14 protein-coding genes and 2 tRNA genes are annotated in these 14,665 nt (G+C 71.4%); 9 read left to right on the forward strand and 7 right to left on the reverse strand.

What is annotated here, in order from left to right; genetic code table 11:
• The first annotated feature begins 77 nt into the window (after nt 1-77).
• The 4 genes from HUT12_RS25665 to HUT12_RS25680 all read left to right on the forward strand — a co-directional run bounded on the left by HUT12_RS25665 (nt 78) and on the right by HUT12_RS25680 (nt 4,618).
• On the forward strand, nt 78-446 hold the full coding sequence (locus tag HUT12_RS25665) for a YciI family protein (protein ID WP_176095007.1): 369 nt from the start codon (nt 78-80) through the stop codon (nt 444-446).
• Between the two features lie 2 nt (nt 447-448).
• Nucleotides 449-1,705 (forward strand): RNA polymerase sigma factor, encoded by a 1,257-nt coding sequence (locus tag HUT12_RS25670; protein ID WP_176095975.1) that lies wholly within the window; start codon nt 449-451, stop codon nt 1,703-1,705.
• A 69-nt stretch (nt 1,706-1,774) separates the two neighbouring features.
• Entirely contained in the window at nt 1,775-2,470 is a 696-nt protein-coding gene (locus HUT12_RS25675; protein WP_131053931.1) for a dihydrofolate reductase family protein, read from the forward strand.
• 99 nt (nt 2,471-2,569) lie between these two features.
• Nucleotides 2,570-4,618, forward strand: coding sequence for a DUF4153 domain-containing protein (locus tag HUT12_RS25680; RefSeq protein WP_254876958.1), 2,049 nt, complete (start codon nt 2,570-2,572; stop codon nt 4,616-4,618).
• A 70-nt stretch (nt 4,619-4,688) separates the two neighbouring features.
• Here the strand turns inward: HUT12_RS25680 and HUT12_RS25685 are convergent, their stop codons facing one another.
• Nucleotides 4,689-5,495, reverse strand: coding sequence for a hypothetical protein (locus HUT12_RS25685; RefSeq protein WP_131053930.1), 807 nt, complete (start codon nt 5,493-5,495; stop codon nt 4,689-4,691).
• A 311-nt stretch (nt 5,496-5,806) separates the two neighbouring features.
• Here HUT12_RS25685 and HUT12_RS25690 point away from each other — a divergent pair, with 311 nt between their 5' ends.
• The gene (locus HUT12_RS25690; RefSeq protein ID WP_176095008.1) at nt 5,807-6,646 is read left to right on the forward strand and encodes a hypothetical protein; all 840 of its coding nucleotides are present in this window, start codon (nt 5,807-5,809) and stop codon (nt 6,644-6,646) included.
• Here the strand turns inward: HUT12_RS25690 and HUT12_RS25695 are convergent.
• Nucleotides 6,612-7,091, reverse strand: a complete 480-nt coding sequence (locus HUT12_RS25695) for a DUF488 family protein (protein WP_236145797.1) — start codon at nt 7,089-7,091, stop codon at nt 6,612-6,614. The two genes, HUT12_RS25690 and HUT12_RS25695, sit on opposite strands and share 35 nt — an antisense overlap.
• A gap of 374 nt (nt 7,092-7,465) precedes the next feature.
• Here HUT12_RS25695 and HUT12_RS25700 point away from each other — a divergent pair, with 374 nt between their 5' ends.
• Nucleotides 7,466-7,744 (forward strand): type II toxin-antitoxin system Phd/YefM family antitoxin, encoded by a 279-nt coding sequence (locus tag HUT12_RS25700; RefSeq protein WP_176095009.1) that lies wholly within the window; start codon nt 7,466-7,468, stop codon nt 7,742-7,744.
• Nucleotides 7,741-8,151 carry a type II toxin-antitoxin system VapC family toxin gene (locus tag HUT12_RS25705; RefSeq protein ID WP_131053927.1) on the forward strand — a complete coding sequence of 137 codons (411 nt, stop codon included), beginning with the start codon at nt 7,741-7,743 and terminating at the stop codon, nt 8,149-8,151. The genes HUT12_RS25700 and HUT12_RS25705 overlap by 4 nt, the downstream gene beginning before the upstream one ends.
• Before the next feature lie 106 nt (nt 8,152-8,257).
• On the opposite strand, the gene HUT12_RS25710 is transcribed toward HUT12_RS25705, so the two are convergent.
• The 4 genes from HUT12_RS25710 to HUT12_RS25725 form a co-directional block, all read right to left on the reverse strand.
• Nucleotides 8,258-8,334: transfer RNA gene (locus HUT12_RS25710), tRNA-Ile, on the reverse strand.
• 59 nt (nt 8,335-8,393) lie between these two features.
• Nucleotides 8,394-10,088: a pitrilysin family protein gene (locus HUT12_RS25715; RefSeq protein WP_176095010.1), complete on the reverse strand. Its 1,695-nt coding sequence runs from the start codon at nt 10,086-10,088 to the stop codon at nt 8,394-8,396.
• Nucleotides 10,085-11,035 carry a hypothetical protein gene (locus tag HUT12_RS25720; RefSeq protein WP_254876959.1) on the reverse strand — a complete coding sequence of 317 codons (951 nt, stop codon included), beginning with the start codon at nt 11,033-11,035 and terminating at the stop codon, nt 10,085-10,087. The genes HUT12_RS25715 and HUT12_RS25720 overlap by 4 nt, the downstream gene beginning before the upstream one ends.
• 152 nt (nt 11,036-11,187) lie before the next feature.
• Nucleotides 11,188-11,260 (reverse strand) — tRNA-Asn (locus HUT12_RS25725).
• 273 nt (nt 11,261-11,533) lie between these two features.
• On the opposite strand from HUT12_RS25725, the gene HUT12_RS25730 reads away from it, so the two are divergent.
• Together HUT12_RS25730 and HUT12_RS25735 are read left to right on the forward strand one after the other, a co-directional pair.
• Complete coding sequence (locus HUT12_RS25730) at nt 11,534-11,911, forward strand: hypothetical protein (protein ID WP_131053924.1); 378 nt, start codon at nt 11,534-11,536, stop codon at nt 11,909-11,911.
• Between the two features lie 429 nt (nt 11,912-12,340).
• Nucleotides 12,341-13,519, forward strand: a complete 1,179-nt coding sequence (locus HUT12_RS25735; RefSeq protein WP_176095012.1) for an ROK family transcriptional regulator — start codon at nt 12,341-12,343, stop codon at nt 13,517-13,519.
• Nucleotides 13,520-13,649: 130 nt separating this feature from the next.
• On the opposite strand, the gene HUT12_RS25740 is transcribed toward HUT12_RS25735, so the two are convergent.
• Entirely contained in the window at nt 13,650-14,657 is a 1,008-nt protein-coding gene (locus tag HUT12_RS25740; RefSeq protein WP_131054505.1) for a sugar phosphate isomerase/epimerase, read from the reverse strand.
• Between the last annotated feature and the right edge of the window lie 8 nt (nt 14,658-14,665).

Raw genomic sequence — 14,665 nt, forward strand, 5'->3', positions numbered from 1 at the left:
CTGCTACAACAGTGCGTCAGGAGAGGACCTGTCGTCCTGTCTATTTACGGACATATCGATTCTTATGAGGATGGCACATGAAGTACCTGATGCTGATCTACGGCAACGACGAGGTCTGGGGCAGCCTGCCGGACGGCGACCTGGCCACGCTGATCGGCGAGGTGGACGCCTTCAACCAGGCGCTGCGCGACTCCGGCGAACTGGTCGACTCGCAGGGCCTGGAAACCCGCCCCCGCGCGGTCCGCATGGTCGACGCCGCGCCGGTCGTCACCGACGGGCCGTACCTGGAGGCCAAGGAGTACGTCGGGTCGTACTTCGTGGTCGACGTGGACAGTGAGCAGCGTGCGCTGGAGATCGCCCGGTCGTACCCGGGGCTGCGGATGGGCACCGGGATCGGCGGCGGTCTGGAGGTCTGGCCGCTGATGACCCACGGAGCCGGGAACTGAGCCTGGACGAGGCCACCGCCGACCTGCTGCGCCGGCTCGCCCCGCAGGTGCTGGGCACCCTGGTACGCCGCTACGGCGACTTCGCCACCGCCGAGGACGCGGTGCAGGAGGCGCTGGTCGCCGCCGTCGAGGCGTGGCCGCGCGAGGGCGTACCGGAACATCCCTCGGGCTGGCTGCACACCGTGGCCGCCCGCCGCTACGTCGACCAGGTCCGCACCGAGGCGGCTCGGACCCGCCGGGAACGGAACGCCCACGACGCCCTGCCGCGGGACGCGCTCGTCGCCCCACCGCCGGACGCCACCGCACCGCCCCGCGACGACCTGCTGGAGCTGTTCCTGCTCTGCTGCCATCCGGCACTGCCCGCACCGGCGCAACTCGCGCTCACCCTGCGGGCGGTCGGTGGGCTCACCACCGCCGAGGTGGCCGCCGCCTTCCTGGTGCCGGAGAAGACCATGGGGCAGCGGATCGTGCGGGCCAAACAGCGGTTGCGCGAGGCGGGCGCACGGTTCGCCCCGCCGCAGGCGGCGGACCGGGGCCGTCGGCTGGCCGTGGTCCGGCAGGTGCTGTATCTGATGTTCAACGAGGGGTACAGCGCCAGCAGCGGCCCCGAGCTGCGTCGCGCCGACCTGACCCGGCAGGCGCTACGGCTGACCCGCCGGTTGCACGAGCGGCTGCCGGACGACGGGGAGACCGCCGGGCTGCTCGCGTTGATGCTGCTGACGGAGGCGCGGGCGGCGGCCCGGGTCGGCCCGGACGGCGACCTGGTGCCGCTGGCCGACCAGGACCGTCGGTGGTGGGACCGGGCGGCGATCGCCGAGGGCTGCGCGCTGGTCGCGCGGAGCCTCGCCAGCTCGCCGCCCGGCCCGTACCAGGTGCAGGCCGCCATCGCCGCCGTGCACGCCGAGGCGCCGAACACCGAGGAGACCGACTGGCCGCAGATCCTCGCCCTCTACGAGGTGCTGGAGCGGCTGGCGCCCAACCCGGTGGCGACGCTGAACCGGGCGGTGGCGGTGGGCATGGTGCACGGGCCGCAGGCCGGGTTGGCGCTGCTGGGCGAGGTGGAGTCGGGCCTGCTCGCCGACCACCACCGCCGGCACGCGGTCCGCGCCCACCTGCTGGAGTCGGCCGGCGACCGCGCCGCTGCGGCGGTCGCCTGGCGTCGGGCGGCCGACCTCGCCGGAAACGATCCCGAGCGGCGGCACCTGCTGCGTCGCGCGGCCCGCTGCGAGAGTGACCCGGATCACAGCACCGATCGGTAGAAGCGGCCGGTCCGGCTCCGATCCACCGGTGAGCGGCGGGTGCCCGCCGCAGACTGTGGAGGTACGGAGATGACCAGGGTGACCGCGCAACTGTCGGTGTCGCTGGACGGCTGCTACGCCGGCCCACGGCACGACGGGACCGGCGACTGGATGCACTCGGCGGAGAGCCACGGCTTCTTCCGGGTCACCCGCTGGGTCACCGCCGCGTCGTCGTGGCGCGAACGGCAGGGGTTCGCCGGTGGCGAGCACGACGTCAACTCGGAGATCGTCGCCGAGTCGTTCGGCGCCGCCGGCGCGTACGTGATGGGCCGCCGGATGGCCGACGGCGGTGAGGTGCCGTGGGGCGACGAGCCGCCGTTCCGGGCGCCGGTCTTCGTGGTGACCCACCGTCCCCGCCCGACGCTGCGGCGCCAGGGCGGCACCAGCTTCACCTACGTCACCGACGGGGTGGCCGCCGCCGTGGCACAGGCCCGCGCGGCGGCCGGAGGCAGGAACGTGGCGGTGGCCGGCGGCGGCAGCCTGGTCCGGCAGGTGCTGCGGGCCGGGCTGCTGGACGAGGTGGAACTGCACGTGGTGCCGGTGGTACTCGGCGACGGTCTGCGCCTGTTCACCCCCGACCTGGGCCTGGACGACTTCGAGGCGATCGAGATGTCCCCCACCCGGGTGGTGCCCACCCCCGAGGTCACCCACATCCGGTACGCCGTACGCGGCCGTGCCCCGCTGGTCCTGGACGACCGGGGCCGGGGCACCGGCACGCCCGGCTGAACCGGGTCGACCGGGTTGCCGCGTCCCGGGCAGAGGGGACAACGCGCAGAGGTGTACCGCGCTTAGAGTGACGGCAATTCGTCCATCGAGGAGGGCGCGGTGTCCCAGCCGCCACCCGCCGAGCGTTCCCCGACCGAGGAACCCGGCGACATCCCTGTGCCATCCGACGCCGATCCCACCGGGACGCCACCCCGGCTGCTGGTCCTGCCGCCCACCGACGGCTTGTCGCCCATCGTCTGGCCCGGTGCCGCCGACCAGCCCGCCTGGGCGATCCCGGTGACCGTGCCGCCGGGCACCCGGGGGTACGCGATCTTCCTCCCGCTGGTGGCGGCCGACGACGACCCGGCCGCCACCGGCCCGGACACCTCGACGGTGGCCGCCCCGGCGACCCCGCCCCCGACCGTGTCCACCCCGGCCGGCTCCACGCTCCCGACCGGGACTCCCCCGGTCTCCCCGGCTCCGGCGGTGACCGCGCCGGTCTCGACAGCGGCATCACCACCAGCGCAGCGGATCCCGGAGACGGCAGCGCCGGGCCAGTTAGCTCCCGGTCCGGCACTCTCGGCGGCACCGCCCGGCGCTCCCGGGCCGCCAGTGCCCGGCTACCGGACCACCGGCTCGCCATACGAATTCCGGCCACGGCCACTGCAACCGTCGTTCCTGGACCGGGCATGGCCCGGCCCCGCACCGGCCCGTGATCGGGCCACCCCGCTGGCGGTCCTGGCCGGGGCGCTCGGGGTGGCCGCGTTCGTGCCGTTGGGGCGTACCGGCGTCGGTTGGTTCCTCGGCTGGCTGGTGCTGACCGCCGCAGTGCTGGTCGCGGTCCGCCGGCACACCGCCGACCTGCCGAAGGCAGAGCGGTGGGTCCGGGCCGGATGGGCCGGTGCCGCCCTGGCGCTGCTCGCGGTGCTGGCCTTCCGCAACGCCTGGTGGCTGGTGACGTTCTGCGTGCTCGCGGCGCTGTGCTGCGCGGCCCTGGCGATAGTCGGCGGACGGCGGATGCGCTCGATCCTGTTCAGCCTGGGCGCCGCCCCGCTCGCCGCGCTGCGCGGACTGCCGTGGGTGCGCGCCCACGTCCGGGCGCCCGGCGGCGACGGCACCACCCGCCGTGTCGTCGGCTCGGTCGCCGCCACCGTGGCCGTCCTGGTCGTCTTCGGTGCGTTGCTCTCCTCCGCCGACGCCGCCTTCTCCCAGGCACTCGGCGTCCTCGTCCCCGAGGTCAGTGCCGGCGGGGTGGTCCGGTGGCTGTTCCTGGCCGCCGTCGGTGGCCTGATCGCGGTGGCCGCACTCTTCACACTCGCGGCGCCACCGGACCTGTCCCTGGTGGACCGGCCGACCGACCGCCGGCTCGGGCCGGTCGAGTGGGCCCCGCCGATCGCCGCTCTCACCACTCTCTTCGCCGGCTTCGTGCTGGTGCAGTTCACCGTTCTCTTCGGCGGGCAACGGCACGTGCTGTCGACCACCGGCCTCAGCTACGCCGAGTACGCCCGCAGCGGCTTCTGGCAGTTGGTCGCGGTGACCGTGCTGACGTTGGCGGTCCTCGGCGGGGTGACCCGCTGGGCCCGCCGGGACACCCCGCGCGACCGGGCACTCCTGCGGATCCTGCTCGGCCTGCTCAGCGCGTTGAGCGTGGTGATCGTGGTGTCGGCGCTGTCGCGGATGTGGACGTACCAGAAGGTCTACAGCTTCACCGGCGAGCGCGTCTTCGTGATGGCGTTCGAGGTGCTGCTCGGAGCCGTCTTCCTGATGGTCCTGGTGGCCGGCGTCCGGTGGCGCGGCGGCTGGATCCCCCGGCTCACCACGGCGCTCGCGGTGGTGATGCTGCTGGGGCTGGCGGCGCTCAACCCCGAGGACTACGTGGCCCGCCGCAACATCGACCGCTACCAGGAGACCGGCCGGATCGACGCCTGGTATCTGCGGGCGCTCTCCGCCGACGCCACGCCCGCCCTGGCCGCCCTGCCCGACCCGGTACGCCGGTGCACCCTGAGCTGGATCGCCGACGACCTGGCCGAACCGGATCCGTGGTACGCCTGGAACCGGGGCCGCGACCGGGCCCGGGCGGTCCTCGACCGGTTGGGTCCCGAGGCGATCGGCAACCAGCGGGACTGCCGCCGCGCCGACCAGTTCGACCTGCCGAAGACCCGCCGCTGACACCGTCGACCGGGCCGACCCGAGTCGGCCCGGTCCGGTCGCGGCGATGTCGGTGGCCGGACGGCCGGTGTCACCAGGGCTCGGGGATGTTCACCGCCAGGCAGCGCTGGGTGCCGGCGGTCGGCTGGTAGCAGGCGGACGCCTCCAGGTTGTAGCTGTGGTCGAACCGGTGGAACGAGGCCGTACCGCCGTTGACGCAGGTGCTGCCGCTGACCGTCGTACCGCCGGTGACCTTGCCGGAGGCGCAGCCCGCCGTGCCGGCGGTCTTCTGCACGGTGCTCACCGAGGAGCGCAGGTCACCGGACTGGTGTGCGCCGTAGCCCACCGAGCTGACGCCGTCGCGGGTGATCGCGTACTGGAAGGCGGTCGAGGTGTAGTACGACCAGCTCGCGCCGGTGCCGACCGTCCGCAGCCCGGAGTCCGTGGCCGAGGCCGGGATGAACAGATGGAACCCCTTGTCGTACGTGGTGGTGCCGTCGATCATCCGATAGACGACCACCAGCAGACCCTGGCTGTAGGTGCCGGTGTTGTAGGTCAGGTAGGTGCCGTTGCCGCAGGCCGTGCGGTCGGCGATGTAGCCGACACCGGCGGCGTAGAGCAGCACCCGGGCACAACGCCCGTCCGCCGCGATGTCCTCGATGGTCCCGACGGTGGACGAGATGCCGGCGTTGTCGGTGGCGTACCCGGTCAGGCGCACCCCGGGCAGCGTGCCGGAGTACTGGTAGGCGGTGGGGTGGTAGTAGTTCCACGAAGCCGACCAGCCGGTGCCCGAGGGCAGCGCGAGAGCCGGCGCAGCCGGCAGCAGGGCGGCGGTGAGCGTGGCGACCAGGGCGGCGGCCAGTGTGGCGATGGACCGCAGTCGGGGTTGCGTCCGCATCGTTTCTCCGTTCAGACGCGAGTCGTGCGAGGGGTGGATATCGACGATGATGACGTCATCGTCGGCCACCCGGACGCGCTCTGTCCCGACCCGGACACCGGCGGCACCCGCACGGCCATACGGCAAAGACCCACCGCTGGCTGCAACCGCAGCCCGGTCGAGGCAGCTCACAGCACGGCACCCACTTGGAGCACTCCTCGCTTGACACCACAAGCGACAGCACACCTCTATGCCGACCCGTCGATGCCATGAGAACCTGAATCACTGTGTGATCGGACAGCTACCTACGGCTACAGCAGCTGGAGGCGCTCATGGCCCAGATGTCGCTATTCGGTCCGAGCGAGGCCGGACCTGACCCGAAGCCCGCCGACGACCGAACGGTCCGGCTACAACTACTGATCACCGTTAAGGCTGCCCCGAACCCCTCGGAGAAGTACGGGGAGACCGTCTGCGTGGCAGGGCTGCGGACAGACGTTTTGAGGCCGACGTGGGTCCGCCTCTACCCGATCAACTTCAGACACCTCGACAGCGATGAGGCATTCAAGAAGTACGACATCATTTCTGTCGATGCCAAACCGGCACGGCAGGATCAACGGCGCGAGAGCTGGAAGCCGGTGATGGACCGGATCCAGAAGGAGCGTCATCTCGACGGCTGGAGATCGCGACAGCCGCTGCTTGACCCGGCCATTCAGGATTCAATGTGCCGACTCAACCGCGAAGCTCAGGATCACGCGGACGCACAATCGCTGGCTCTCGTGCGCCCCAAGGAAGTCCGCGCCCTCAAGGTAACGCAGCACCCCGGCTGGACCATCGACGAGCAGCGCAGGATCGAGGCGTACGCGAGCCAGCCCGACCTCTTCAGCGGTCGGAGCAGGTCCCCGCTAGAAGCACCCCGTTTCAAGGCCGCCTACCACTACCGCTGCCACGAGCGCGGGTGCAACGGACACAAGCAGCATGTGATCGATTGGGAGCTGGTAGCGCTACAACGACGACTCGCTGGTCACTCAGACGCTGCGTTGCGGGAGGCGTTGGAGACCAAGTTTCTCGGAGAGATGTGCGCGCCGAACCGTGACGTCGCCTTTTATGTAGGCAACCAAGCCAAGCGCGTGCACGTGTTCAGCGTGCTGGGCGTGTACTGGCCGAAACGATAGGCATGCGATCTTCGAGCAGGCGCATTACGACCTGGCGGTGACAACGGCTTTCGTCTGCCTCGAAACAGAGCAACGCTACCAACTCGCGTTGCCCGCTCTCGGCGAGCGCGTCAAGCGCCGCCGAGGGCTCAGCGTGGTGCAGCAAAGAGGCGTACGCCGCTCTCGCCGAGCGTAACTCCTCGGGACTGCCACCGAATCCGGGGCGATTCTCCTTCGGGTTACCCAGCTCCCTGCGGTGCTCGTAGACGATCCCCTGCGCCGCGAGCGCCTGACTAAGGGCCGACTTGCTGAAACCACGCTTGCGTGAGATCGGCGTCATCCGGACATCGACCAGGCGTGTGACGTTCATGTCCACGAGGCCGCTCACGAACTCACCGATGGAGCGGCCTTCGTAGCCGACACCCAGGATGCCGACCCGGTGACTCACAGCTAAGGTGGCGCTCATCGGAACACCCTTTCATGGCATGCCAGCAAAGACCATCGGGACGGCCAACAAACAGGCCGTCCTGGACGTCTTCGCCACAGGAAGCCCAGGCTTCGGTTGGTGGCACCCCTGGCTGGCTGAAGCCTCGATTTAGCTGGTGGGCCGGAGGCGCCACCATGCGGACCACACCGCCACGTTCGCCAGCGCTCCGCTGACCCTGAGCCTGCCCGCCCACGGACCTCGGGGTCGTGCGTGATGATTCCGACATCACCAGCTGGATCCGCCCGGCAGCCGCCATGACCTAAACCCTCGTGGATCTCCCTGGTCAGCGAAGAGAAAGCCCGGATTGCGCCAGGAGCTAGCTCCGTAGAACATCGGGTTCTACACTCGGGTCCATGGAACGCATCGGTGTCCGGGAGCTGAACCAGAACACGAGCCAGGTGTTGGCTCGAGTGAGTGGTGGGGAGACCCTCGAAATCACCGATCGTGGACACCCGATCGCCCGACTTGTTCCGGTAGGTGACGACAGGTCGATTCTGGCCAAGCTGGTAGCGGCAGGGCGGGCAGTCGCCCCCACCGGTGGGGGCTCTGTCCCACTTCCTCCGCAGCTCGGCGACGAGAGTGTGGACGTGGCCGCCTCGCTCACGGCGATGCGTGACGAGGAGCGCTGGTGATCTATCTCGACTCCGCCGCCGTCATCAAGCTGGTGCGGCAGGAAGCATGCAGCACCGACCTCGTCTCCTGGCTCAACGAGCACGACGACGTGCCGCTGGTCTCCTCCGCGCTCGTCGAGGTGGAAGTACCCAGAGCGCTCCGCCGATCGGCTCCGCAGGCGTTGATCGGAGTGCCGGCTGCTGTCGGACGACTGTTCCGACTGGAGATCGACAGCACGATCCGTGCCACCGCGGCCGCCTTCGCCGAGCCGACGCTCCGCAGCCTCGACGCCATCCACCTGGCCACCGCCCAGGTGCTGACCAACGAGTCCGGCACGGCACTGACCGCCTTCGTCACCTACGACCGGCGGCTGCTCGCTTGTGCCAAGGAAGCAGGGCTGCCCGTAGCAAGCCCCGGCCAGAACTGACCCACGAATCCATCACCCCGCACGAAGTCCGGCCACCGGGTTGGCGCGACGTCGGCCCGTAGCCCGCGTTCTGCGACCTTGGACCCTCTGTTGGGGTATCCGTAGCTGGTGGGGCGGACGGGACTCGAACCCGTGACCGAGGGATTATGAGTCCCCTGCTCTAACCGGCTGAGCTACCGCCCCGGCACCGCGCGGATCTTATCCCGCCCAGTCGATCACCGGCCAGCATCGGTGGCCGCTTCTCACCGGCGTCGCCCCCGCGCCAACAGCACGATGGGCAACGCGAGGATAACAGTGAGCAGCCAGCCTCGGACGGCCGCACCCCACCGCCCGCCGACGTCTCCGGTGGGGGGTTCGAGGACCACGTCGATGGTGAGCAGCAGGGCCCGGCCGCCGAGCCCGAGGACGACCAGGCCGCCGAGCAGCAGGAGCAACGTCTCCCGCCGGGCACGCCGGGAGCGGGGAACGTGGTCGCGGTCGTCGCGTACGCCGCCGGGTTGTGGGATCTGCTCAGGGTCGCGGGGCGGCATGGCGACCTGCCGGTCGGCGGGTACGGCGGCGTCCAACACGCCCAGGCCGGGTGGGCGCAGGTCGTACAGGGTCGGCTCGACGTGCAGCACGATCGCGTCGTGGCCGATGAGTTGGCGGGCGCCGTCGGGCCAGGCGAGCATGGCGGCGCAGTCGGCGTACCGGACGGTCAGCGGGCCGCCGTCACCGAGGTAGCTGATGCCGTCGGGGCCGACGCGGAGCTGGCCGTCGTCGTCGCGGGAACGGTGGGCGGTGCCGGCGGGGATCGCCTCGGAGATGGTGGGGGCGGCGACGAAACCGGCCCAGTCGGCACGGGTGCCCTCGGGCACCATCAGCAGGGCCGAGGCGTGCACCTCGTGGGCGACCTCGTGCAGGTCGGCCACGGTGACCGCCCTCAGTGCGGCGCGGTGCTCGTCGAGGCTGAGGTTGGGCTCGCCGGTGAGCAGGTTGAAGGCGTACCCGGTCAGTCTGGCGGCGTCGGCCTCGGCGGTGGCCAGCATCTCGATGCGCTTGGCCACGGCGGCGTCGAGGTCGGCCTGGTCTATCCGGCCGACCCGGAGCGTGGCCAGCACGTCGACGAAGCCGCCGAGGACGGCGTCCTGCTTCTCGGCCAGCGCGTCGGCGAGGGCGCGCAGGACGGCGTGGCCGTCACCGCGCGGCTCGTAGCCGCCGGCGATCGTGTAGGAGAGGCCGGCGTCCTGGCGCAACGCGCGGAACAGTTCGCGTTCCAGCACGTCGGCGAAGAGTCCGGCGGCGTGCCCGCGCCGCACCACCGCGTCGAGCACCACGGCCTGGTTGCCGCGCACGAAGTACGCCGGCGTGGCGGGCAGTGCCGACGACGCGGCCGGCACGGGCTGCCGGGTGCCGCCGGGCAGTTTCAGGGTCAGCCCGTCGGGGACCCGGTCACCGGCGATCCAGAGCACCGCGTTCTCGCGGGTGAACCAGCGCGCCGCCCACTGACGCAGGTCGTCGGCGGTGAGCGCGGCGAGTCCCCACTCGGGGTAGCTGCCCAGCCCGAAGTCGCGGGCACCGTGCCGCCACAGTGGGATGTCGTCGATGGCCGCGCTGCCCCGGCTGCTCCACTCGGTCCGCAGGATGTCCTTCTCCACCTCCAGCCGCCCGGTGGGCAGGTCGGCGAGGTGGGCGCAGACGGCGGTCAGGAAGGTGGCGACGTCCTGCTCGGAGCCCTGCATGTGGAAGGTGGTGAAGACCGGTCCGGTGGCGCCGTTGAAGTGGTGGTCGGCGCTGCCCAGCGGGGCGAGGGCGAGGTGTTCGAGCAGGTGCGTGATGCCGTGCCGGGCGAGGGTCTCGTCGGCGGTGCCGACCCGGAAGGTCAGCCCGGCCCGCATCGGCCCGCCGGTCGGCGCGAGCAGCGTGGGGACCCCGTCGGTGTCCAGGTGCGCGATCACGACTGGCCGGCCTTCGCGTACGCCTTCGCGCGCAACCGCAGGAACTCGGTCGCCCCGTCGCCGAGGTAGCCGAACATCGACTCGTCGCCGACACCGCCGAGTGCGGCGAACTCCCGTGCCGCCGGGTGCCACTCCTGCATCAGGCAGAACGCGAGGGCGAAGGTGCTGCGTACCCACACCCCACCCCAGCCGTCGCGGTAGTCGGGGTGCCAGACGGAGCGTTCCGCCGCCGCGCGGATCCGGGCGGCCACCGCCGGGTCGCGCAGGAACTCGCTCGCGGCGGAGACCCGGTCATGGTCGAGGGCCTGTTCCAGGTACGCCTCGACGACGAGTACCGCGTTGGCGGCCCCGGGTGGTGCGGCCTCGGCGCACTCGTGGGCGAACGCGTGCGCCTTCTCCCAGGTGCCGCTCCACTTGGGGCAGAGCTGTTGGAGCAACGACGCCTGTGCCGGCAGGTGATGTGGGTGGTGGGCGGCGAGCCGGTCGTACCGGCGGCGGGCCTCGGCCTGCCCCACCTGGAGTCCCCGGCCGCTGGTGATCCGCTGGGTCCATGCTGCCGCGTCCTGCGGGTGGCGGGCGGTGACCTCGATCAGGATCTGCTCGGCCCGGCGCAGGTGGTCGAAGAAGTCGGCGAACTGCTTGCGGCTGACATGCTGGGCCCGTCGCGCGGTGCGGATGCGCCAGCCGGCCCGGATCAGGTGTGCGCCGAGCATCGCCCCGGCCACCGGGTCCTCGGGATGTTCGGCGAACACCTCGTGCAGGAACCTCTCCGCGTCGGGGACGTCGCCGATCTCGCCGACCAGGACTGTCCGGCCGTGTGCGTCCTGGGCGTCGACGAGCGCGCGCAGGGTCGGCCAGTCACCGGCAGCCAGAGCATCCCGACCGGTCGCGACCTGCGGATATGCCGCAGCGACGTCGAAGGTCACCGGCGGGAGGGGTGCGGGCACAGCGAGGATCATAAGTGATCATCTTCGGCTCCGGTGTCCCCGTTTTCGCTGCCCGCCGCCGCCGTGCGGCCAGGCCCGGCTCGACCGGGGCCGGCGTCGGAGACGACGAACGCCCACCGGGTGCCGGTGGGCGTTGCGGGGAGTAAGGAGAGCTCCCCCGTTTGGACTCGAACCAAAAACCTGCCGGTTAACAGCCGGCTGCTCTGCCAATTGAGCTACGGGGGACCGAGCACCGCTTGGTGCGGATCTCTCCGCGCCGCGCGACCGGCACAAGAGTACAGGATTCCGGGGGGTCGTGGGCTAGGGGGTTATCCATCCACAGGACAGGACGCCAACCGGACGCAGACGGATAAATCGTCATCGCGGCCCAAGGAGGTATGAGCGGAGAGGAGGATGGGTAGATAACTGCCGACGACATGACGCAGGCGCGAGTTCGATCGACCACCGCCCGGCCTCCGGGAGGCGGAAGACAGCGCGCCAGGTACGAAAGGAGCCGCCATGCGCGGAAAGATCATGTTCCTTGGCGGGCTGGCTGCGGGGTTCGTCCTGGGCGCCCGTGCCGGCCGTGAGAAGTACGAGGAGCTGGTGATCCAGGGCCGCAAGGTCCTCGACCACCCGACGGTCCAGGAGGCGGCCGGGGTCGCGCAGGCCCAGGCCAACCGCCTCTACCAGGAGGGCAAGGACAAGCTCGAGCACTCCAAGCTGGGCGAGAAGCTGCACAGCAACGGCAAGCACGGGCTGACCCCGGCGGACGACACCTACGCCGGCACTCCGGCGACGGCGGGCAGCAAGGCGGGCGGCAGCTCGTCGAGCGCGACCAGTTCGACGTCGGCCACCCCCCGCAAGCCGACCGGCACCAACGGCAGCACTCTCTAGAGCCGTACGCGAACGGGCCCGGCCGCCACCTCGGCGGCCGGGCCCGTCGCTGTGTATCCGCCGATCGACGCAGGCTCCGGGCGCGACGTCCGGCCGCACTCGGCTGAGCCGAGCGACGAGGTGGGGAGATTTGTTGTCGCTGGAGCGACAAGAAATCTCCCCACCTCACGATCGCCCCGTCCCCACAGCACCTCCCGCCCCTCGCCGCCCACTCGTCGTGCCCGGACAGGTGCCGGTCGCGCAGGATCGGGGCACCCGGGCCAGGGCAGGAGGTGCCGGCCGAAGGTCGAGAACCAGGGCGGGCGGGACCGGGCGCAGCGGGACAGAGCAGGGCGCGCCCAGGACCGGACAGCGCAGGCACTGGGCGGACGATTCCGGCCACAGTGCCGAAACACCGTCGTGGAAGACTCCTGACCGGAGGTGGTGGGGATGGCCCTTCTCCGGCCGGAGAACCCGCAGCAGGCGCGACTCGTCCGGTTGCTGCGCGACGAGGGCCCGCGTTCCCGGGTCGAGCTGGGTGACCTGCTCGGCCTGTCGCGTACCACTCTCACCACCGAACTGGATCGCCTCGTCGCCCGCGGCCTGATCGAGACCGCCGGCCCGGCCGCGTCCCGGGGCGGACGGCGCTCGTCCCTGCTCCGGCTCGCCGCCGGGGTGCGGTTCGTCGGCGTGCTCGTCGGGGCCGACCGGATCAGCGTGGCGGTCACCGACGGTGAGTTGAACGTGCTGGCCGAGGCGAGCGAGCCGGCCGACGTCCGCCAGGGACCCGAGCCGGTGATCGGGCGGTGCGTCGAACTGGCCGGCAAGCTCCGCGCCGAGTCGGGAGGCGCCGAACCCACCGGTGTCGGTGTCGCGTTGCCCGGGCCGGTCGACGACGGCGCCTCCATCGCGCCGACCGCGCTGCCCGGCTGGCAGCGCTTCCCGGTCCGGGACGCCTTCGCCGCCGAGCTGGGCTGCCCGGCGCTGGTCGACAACGACGCGAACGTGCTGGCGCTGGGCGAGCAGCACGCCGGCATCGGCCGCACCTTCGACGACTTCCTCTATCTGAAGCTGGGCACGTCGATCGGCTGCGGACTGGTGCTCGGCGGCACGCTGTACCGCGGATCGACCAGCAGCGCCGGCGACATCGCGCACCTGCCGCTCTCCGAGGACGGGCCGACCTGCGCCTGCGGGGAGGTCGGCTGCCTGGAGGCGTACTGCGGCGACGCCGGGCTGACCCGGGCCGCGACGGCCGTGGCACGGACCGGCCGCTGCGCGCCGCTGGCCGCGCGGTTGGCCGACGCCGGCACGCTGACCGTGTCGGACGTGGCCGCCGCCGCGCTCGCCGGGGACCCGACGGCCCAGGCACTGGTACGCGACGCCGCACGCCGCCTCGGCCAGGTGCTCGTCGGCCTGGTCAGCTTCTTCAACCCGGGGATCGTGGTGATCGGCGGCGCGCCGGAAGGGCTCGGGCACATCCTGCTCGCCGAGGTACGGGGCGTGGTCTACCGCCGGTCGGCACCGACGGCCACCGGCACCATGCCGGTGGTCCTCTCCGACCTGGCCGACCGGGCCGGCCTGGTGGGCGCGGCCCGGCTGGCCAGCGAGCACGTCTTCACCGTCGACTGACCGGGATGTGTCGACCGGGGGCCGGGGCGGTCGGCCCCCGGTCGGCGGGATCGATCCTTGCTGCTGAACGCGCCGTCGAAGGCGGCGGGATCAGTCCTTGCTGCTGAACGCGGCGTCGAAGGCGGCGGGATCAGTCCTTGCTGCTGAACGCGGCGTCGAAGGCGGCGGACGGGGCGTCGAAGGCGAGGCGACGGACGAACTGGAGTGCCTCGGGAGCACCGACCAGCCGGTCCATGCCGGCGTCCTCCCACTCGATCGAGATCGGCCCGTCGTAGCCGATCGCGTTGAGGGCGCGGAAGCAGTCCTCCCACGGCACGTCGCCGTGCCCGGTGGAGACGAAGTCCCAGCCGCGCCGCAGGTCCGCCCAGGGCAGGTGCGAGGCCAGCCGGCCGCGCCGACCGTCGCCGGTGCGTACCTTCGCGTCCTTGCAGTCGACGTGGTAGATCCGGTCGGCGAAGTCGAAGATGAAGTTGACCGGGTCGAGCTCCTGCCAGACGAAGTGCGACGGGTCCCAGTTCAGCCCGAACGCCTCCCGGTGCCCGATCGCCTCCAGGGTGCGCCTGGTGGTGTAGTAGTCGTACGCGATCTCGCTCGGGTGCACCTCGTGGGCGAACCGGACCCCGACGGAGTCGAAGACGTCCAGGATCGGGTTCCACCGGTCGGCGAAGTCCTGGTAGCCACGCTCGATCATCGACGGCGGCACGGGCGGGAACATCGCCAGGGTGTGCCAGATCGACGAGCCGGTGAAGCCGACGACGGTGTTGACGCCGAGCTTCGCCGCCGCGCGGGCGGTGTCCTTGATCTCCTCGGCGGCCCGCTGGCGTACGCCCTCGGGTTCGCCGTCGCCCCAGATCCTGGCCGGCAGGATGCCCTGGTGCCGTTCGTCGATCGGGTGGTCGCAGACCGCCTGGCCGACGAGGTGGTTGGAGATCGTGAAGACCTGGAGGTTGTGCTTGGCCAGCGTCTCCCGTTTGCGGTCGACGTACGAGTCGTCGGCCAGGGCCTTGTCGACCTCGAAGTGGTCGCCCCAGCAGGCGATCTCCAGCCCGTCGTAGCCCCACTCGGCGGCGAGCCGGCACACCTCGTCGAACGGAAGGTCGGCCCACTGGCCGGTGAACAGCGTGATCGGTCGCGCCATAGTTCTTC

Source organism: Verrucosispora sp. NA02020 (genome assembly GCF_013364215.1).
Classification (GTDB): domain Bacteria; phylum Actinomycetota; class Actinomycetes; order Mycobacteriales; family Micromonosporaceae; genus Micromonospora.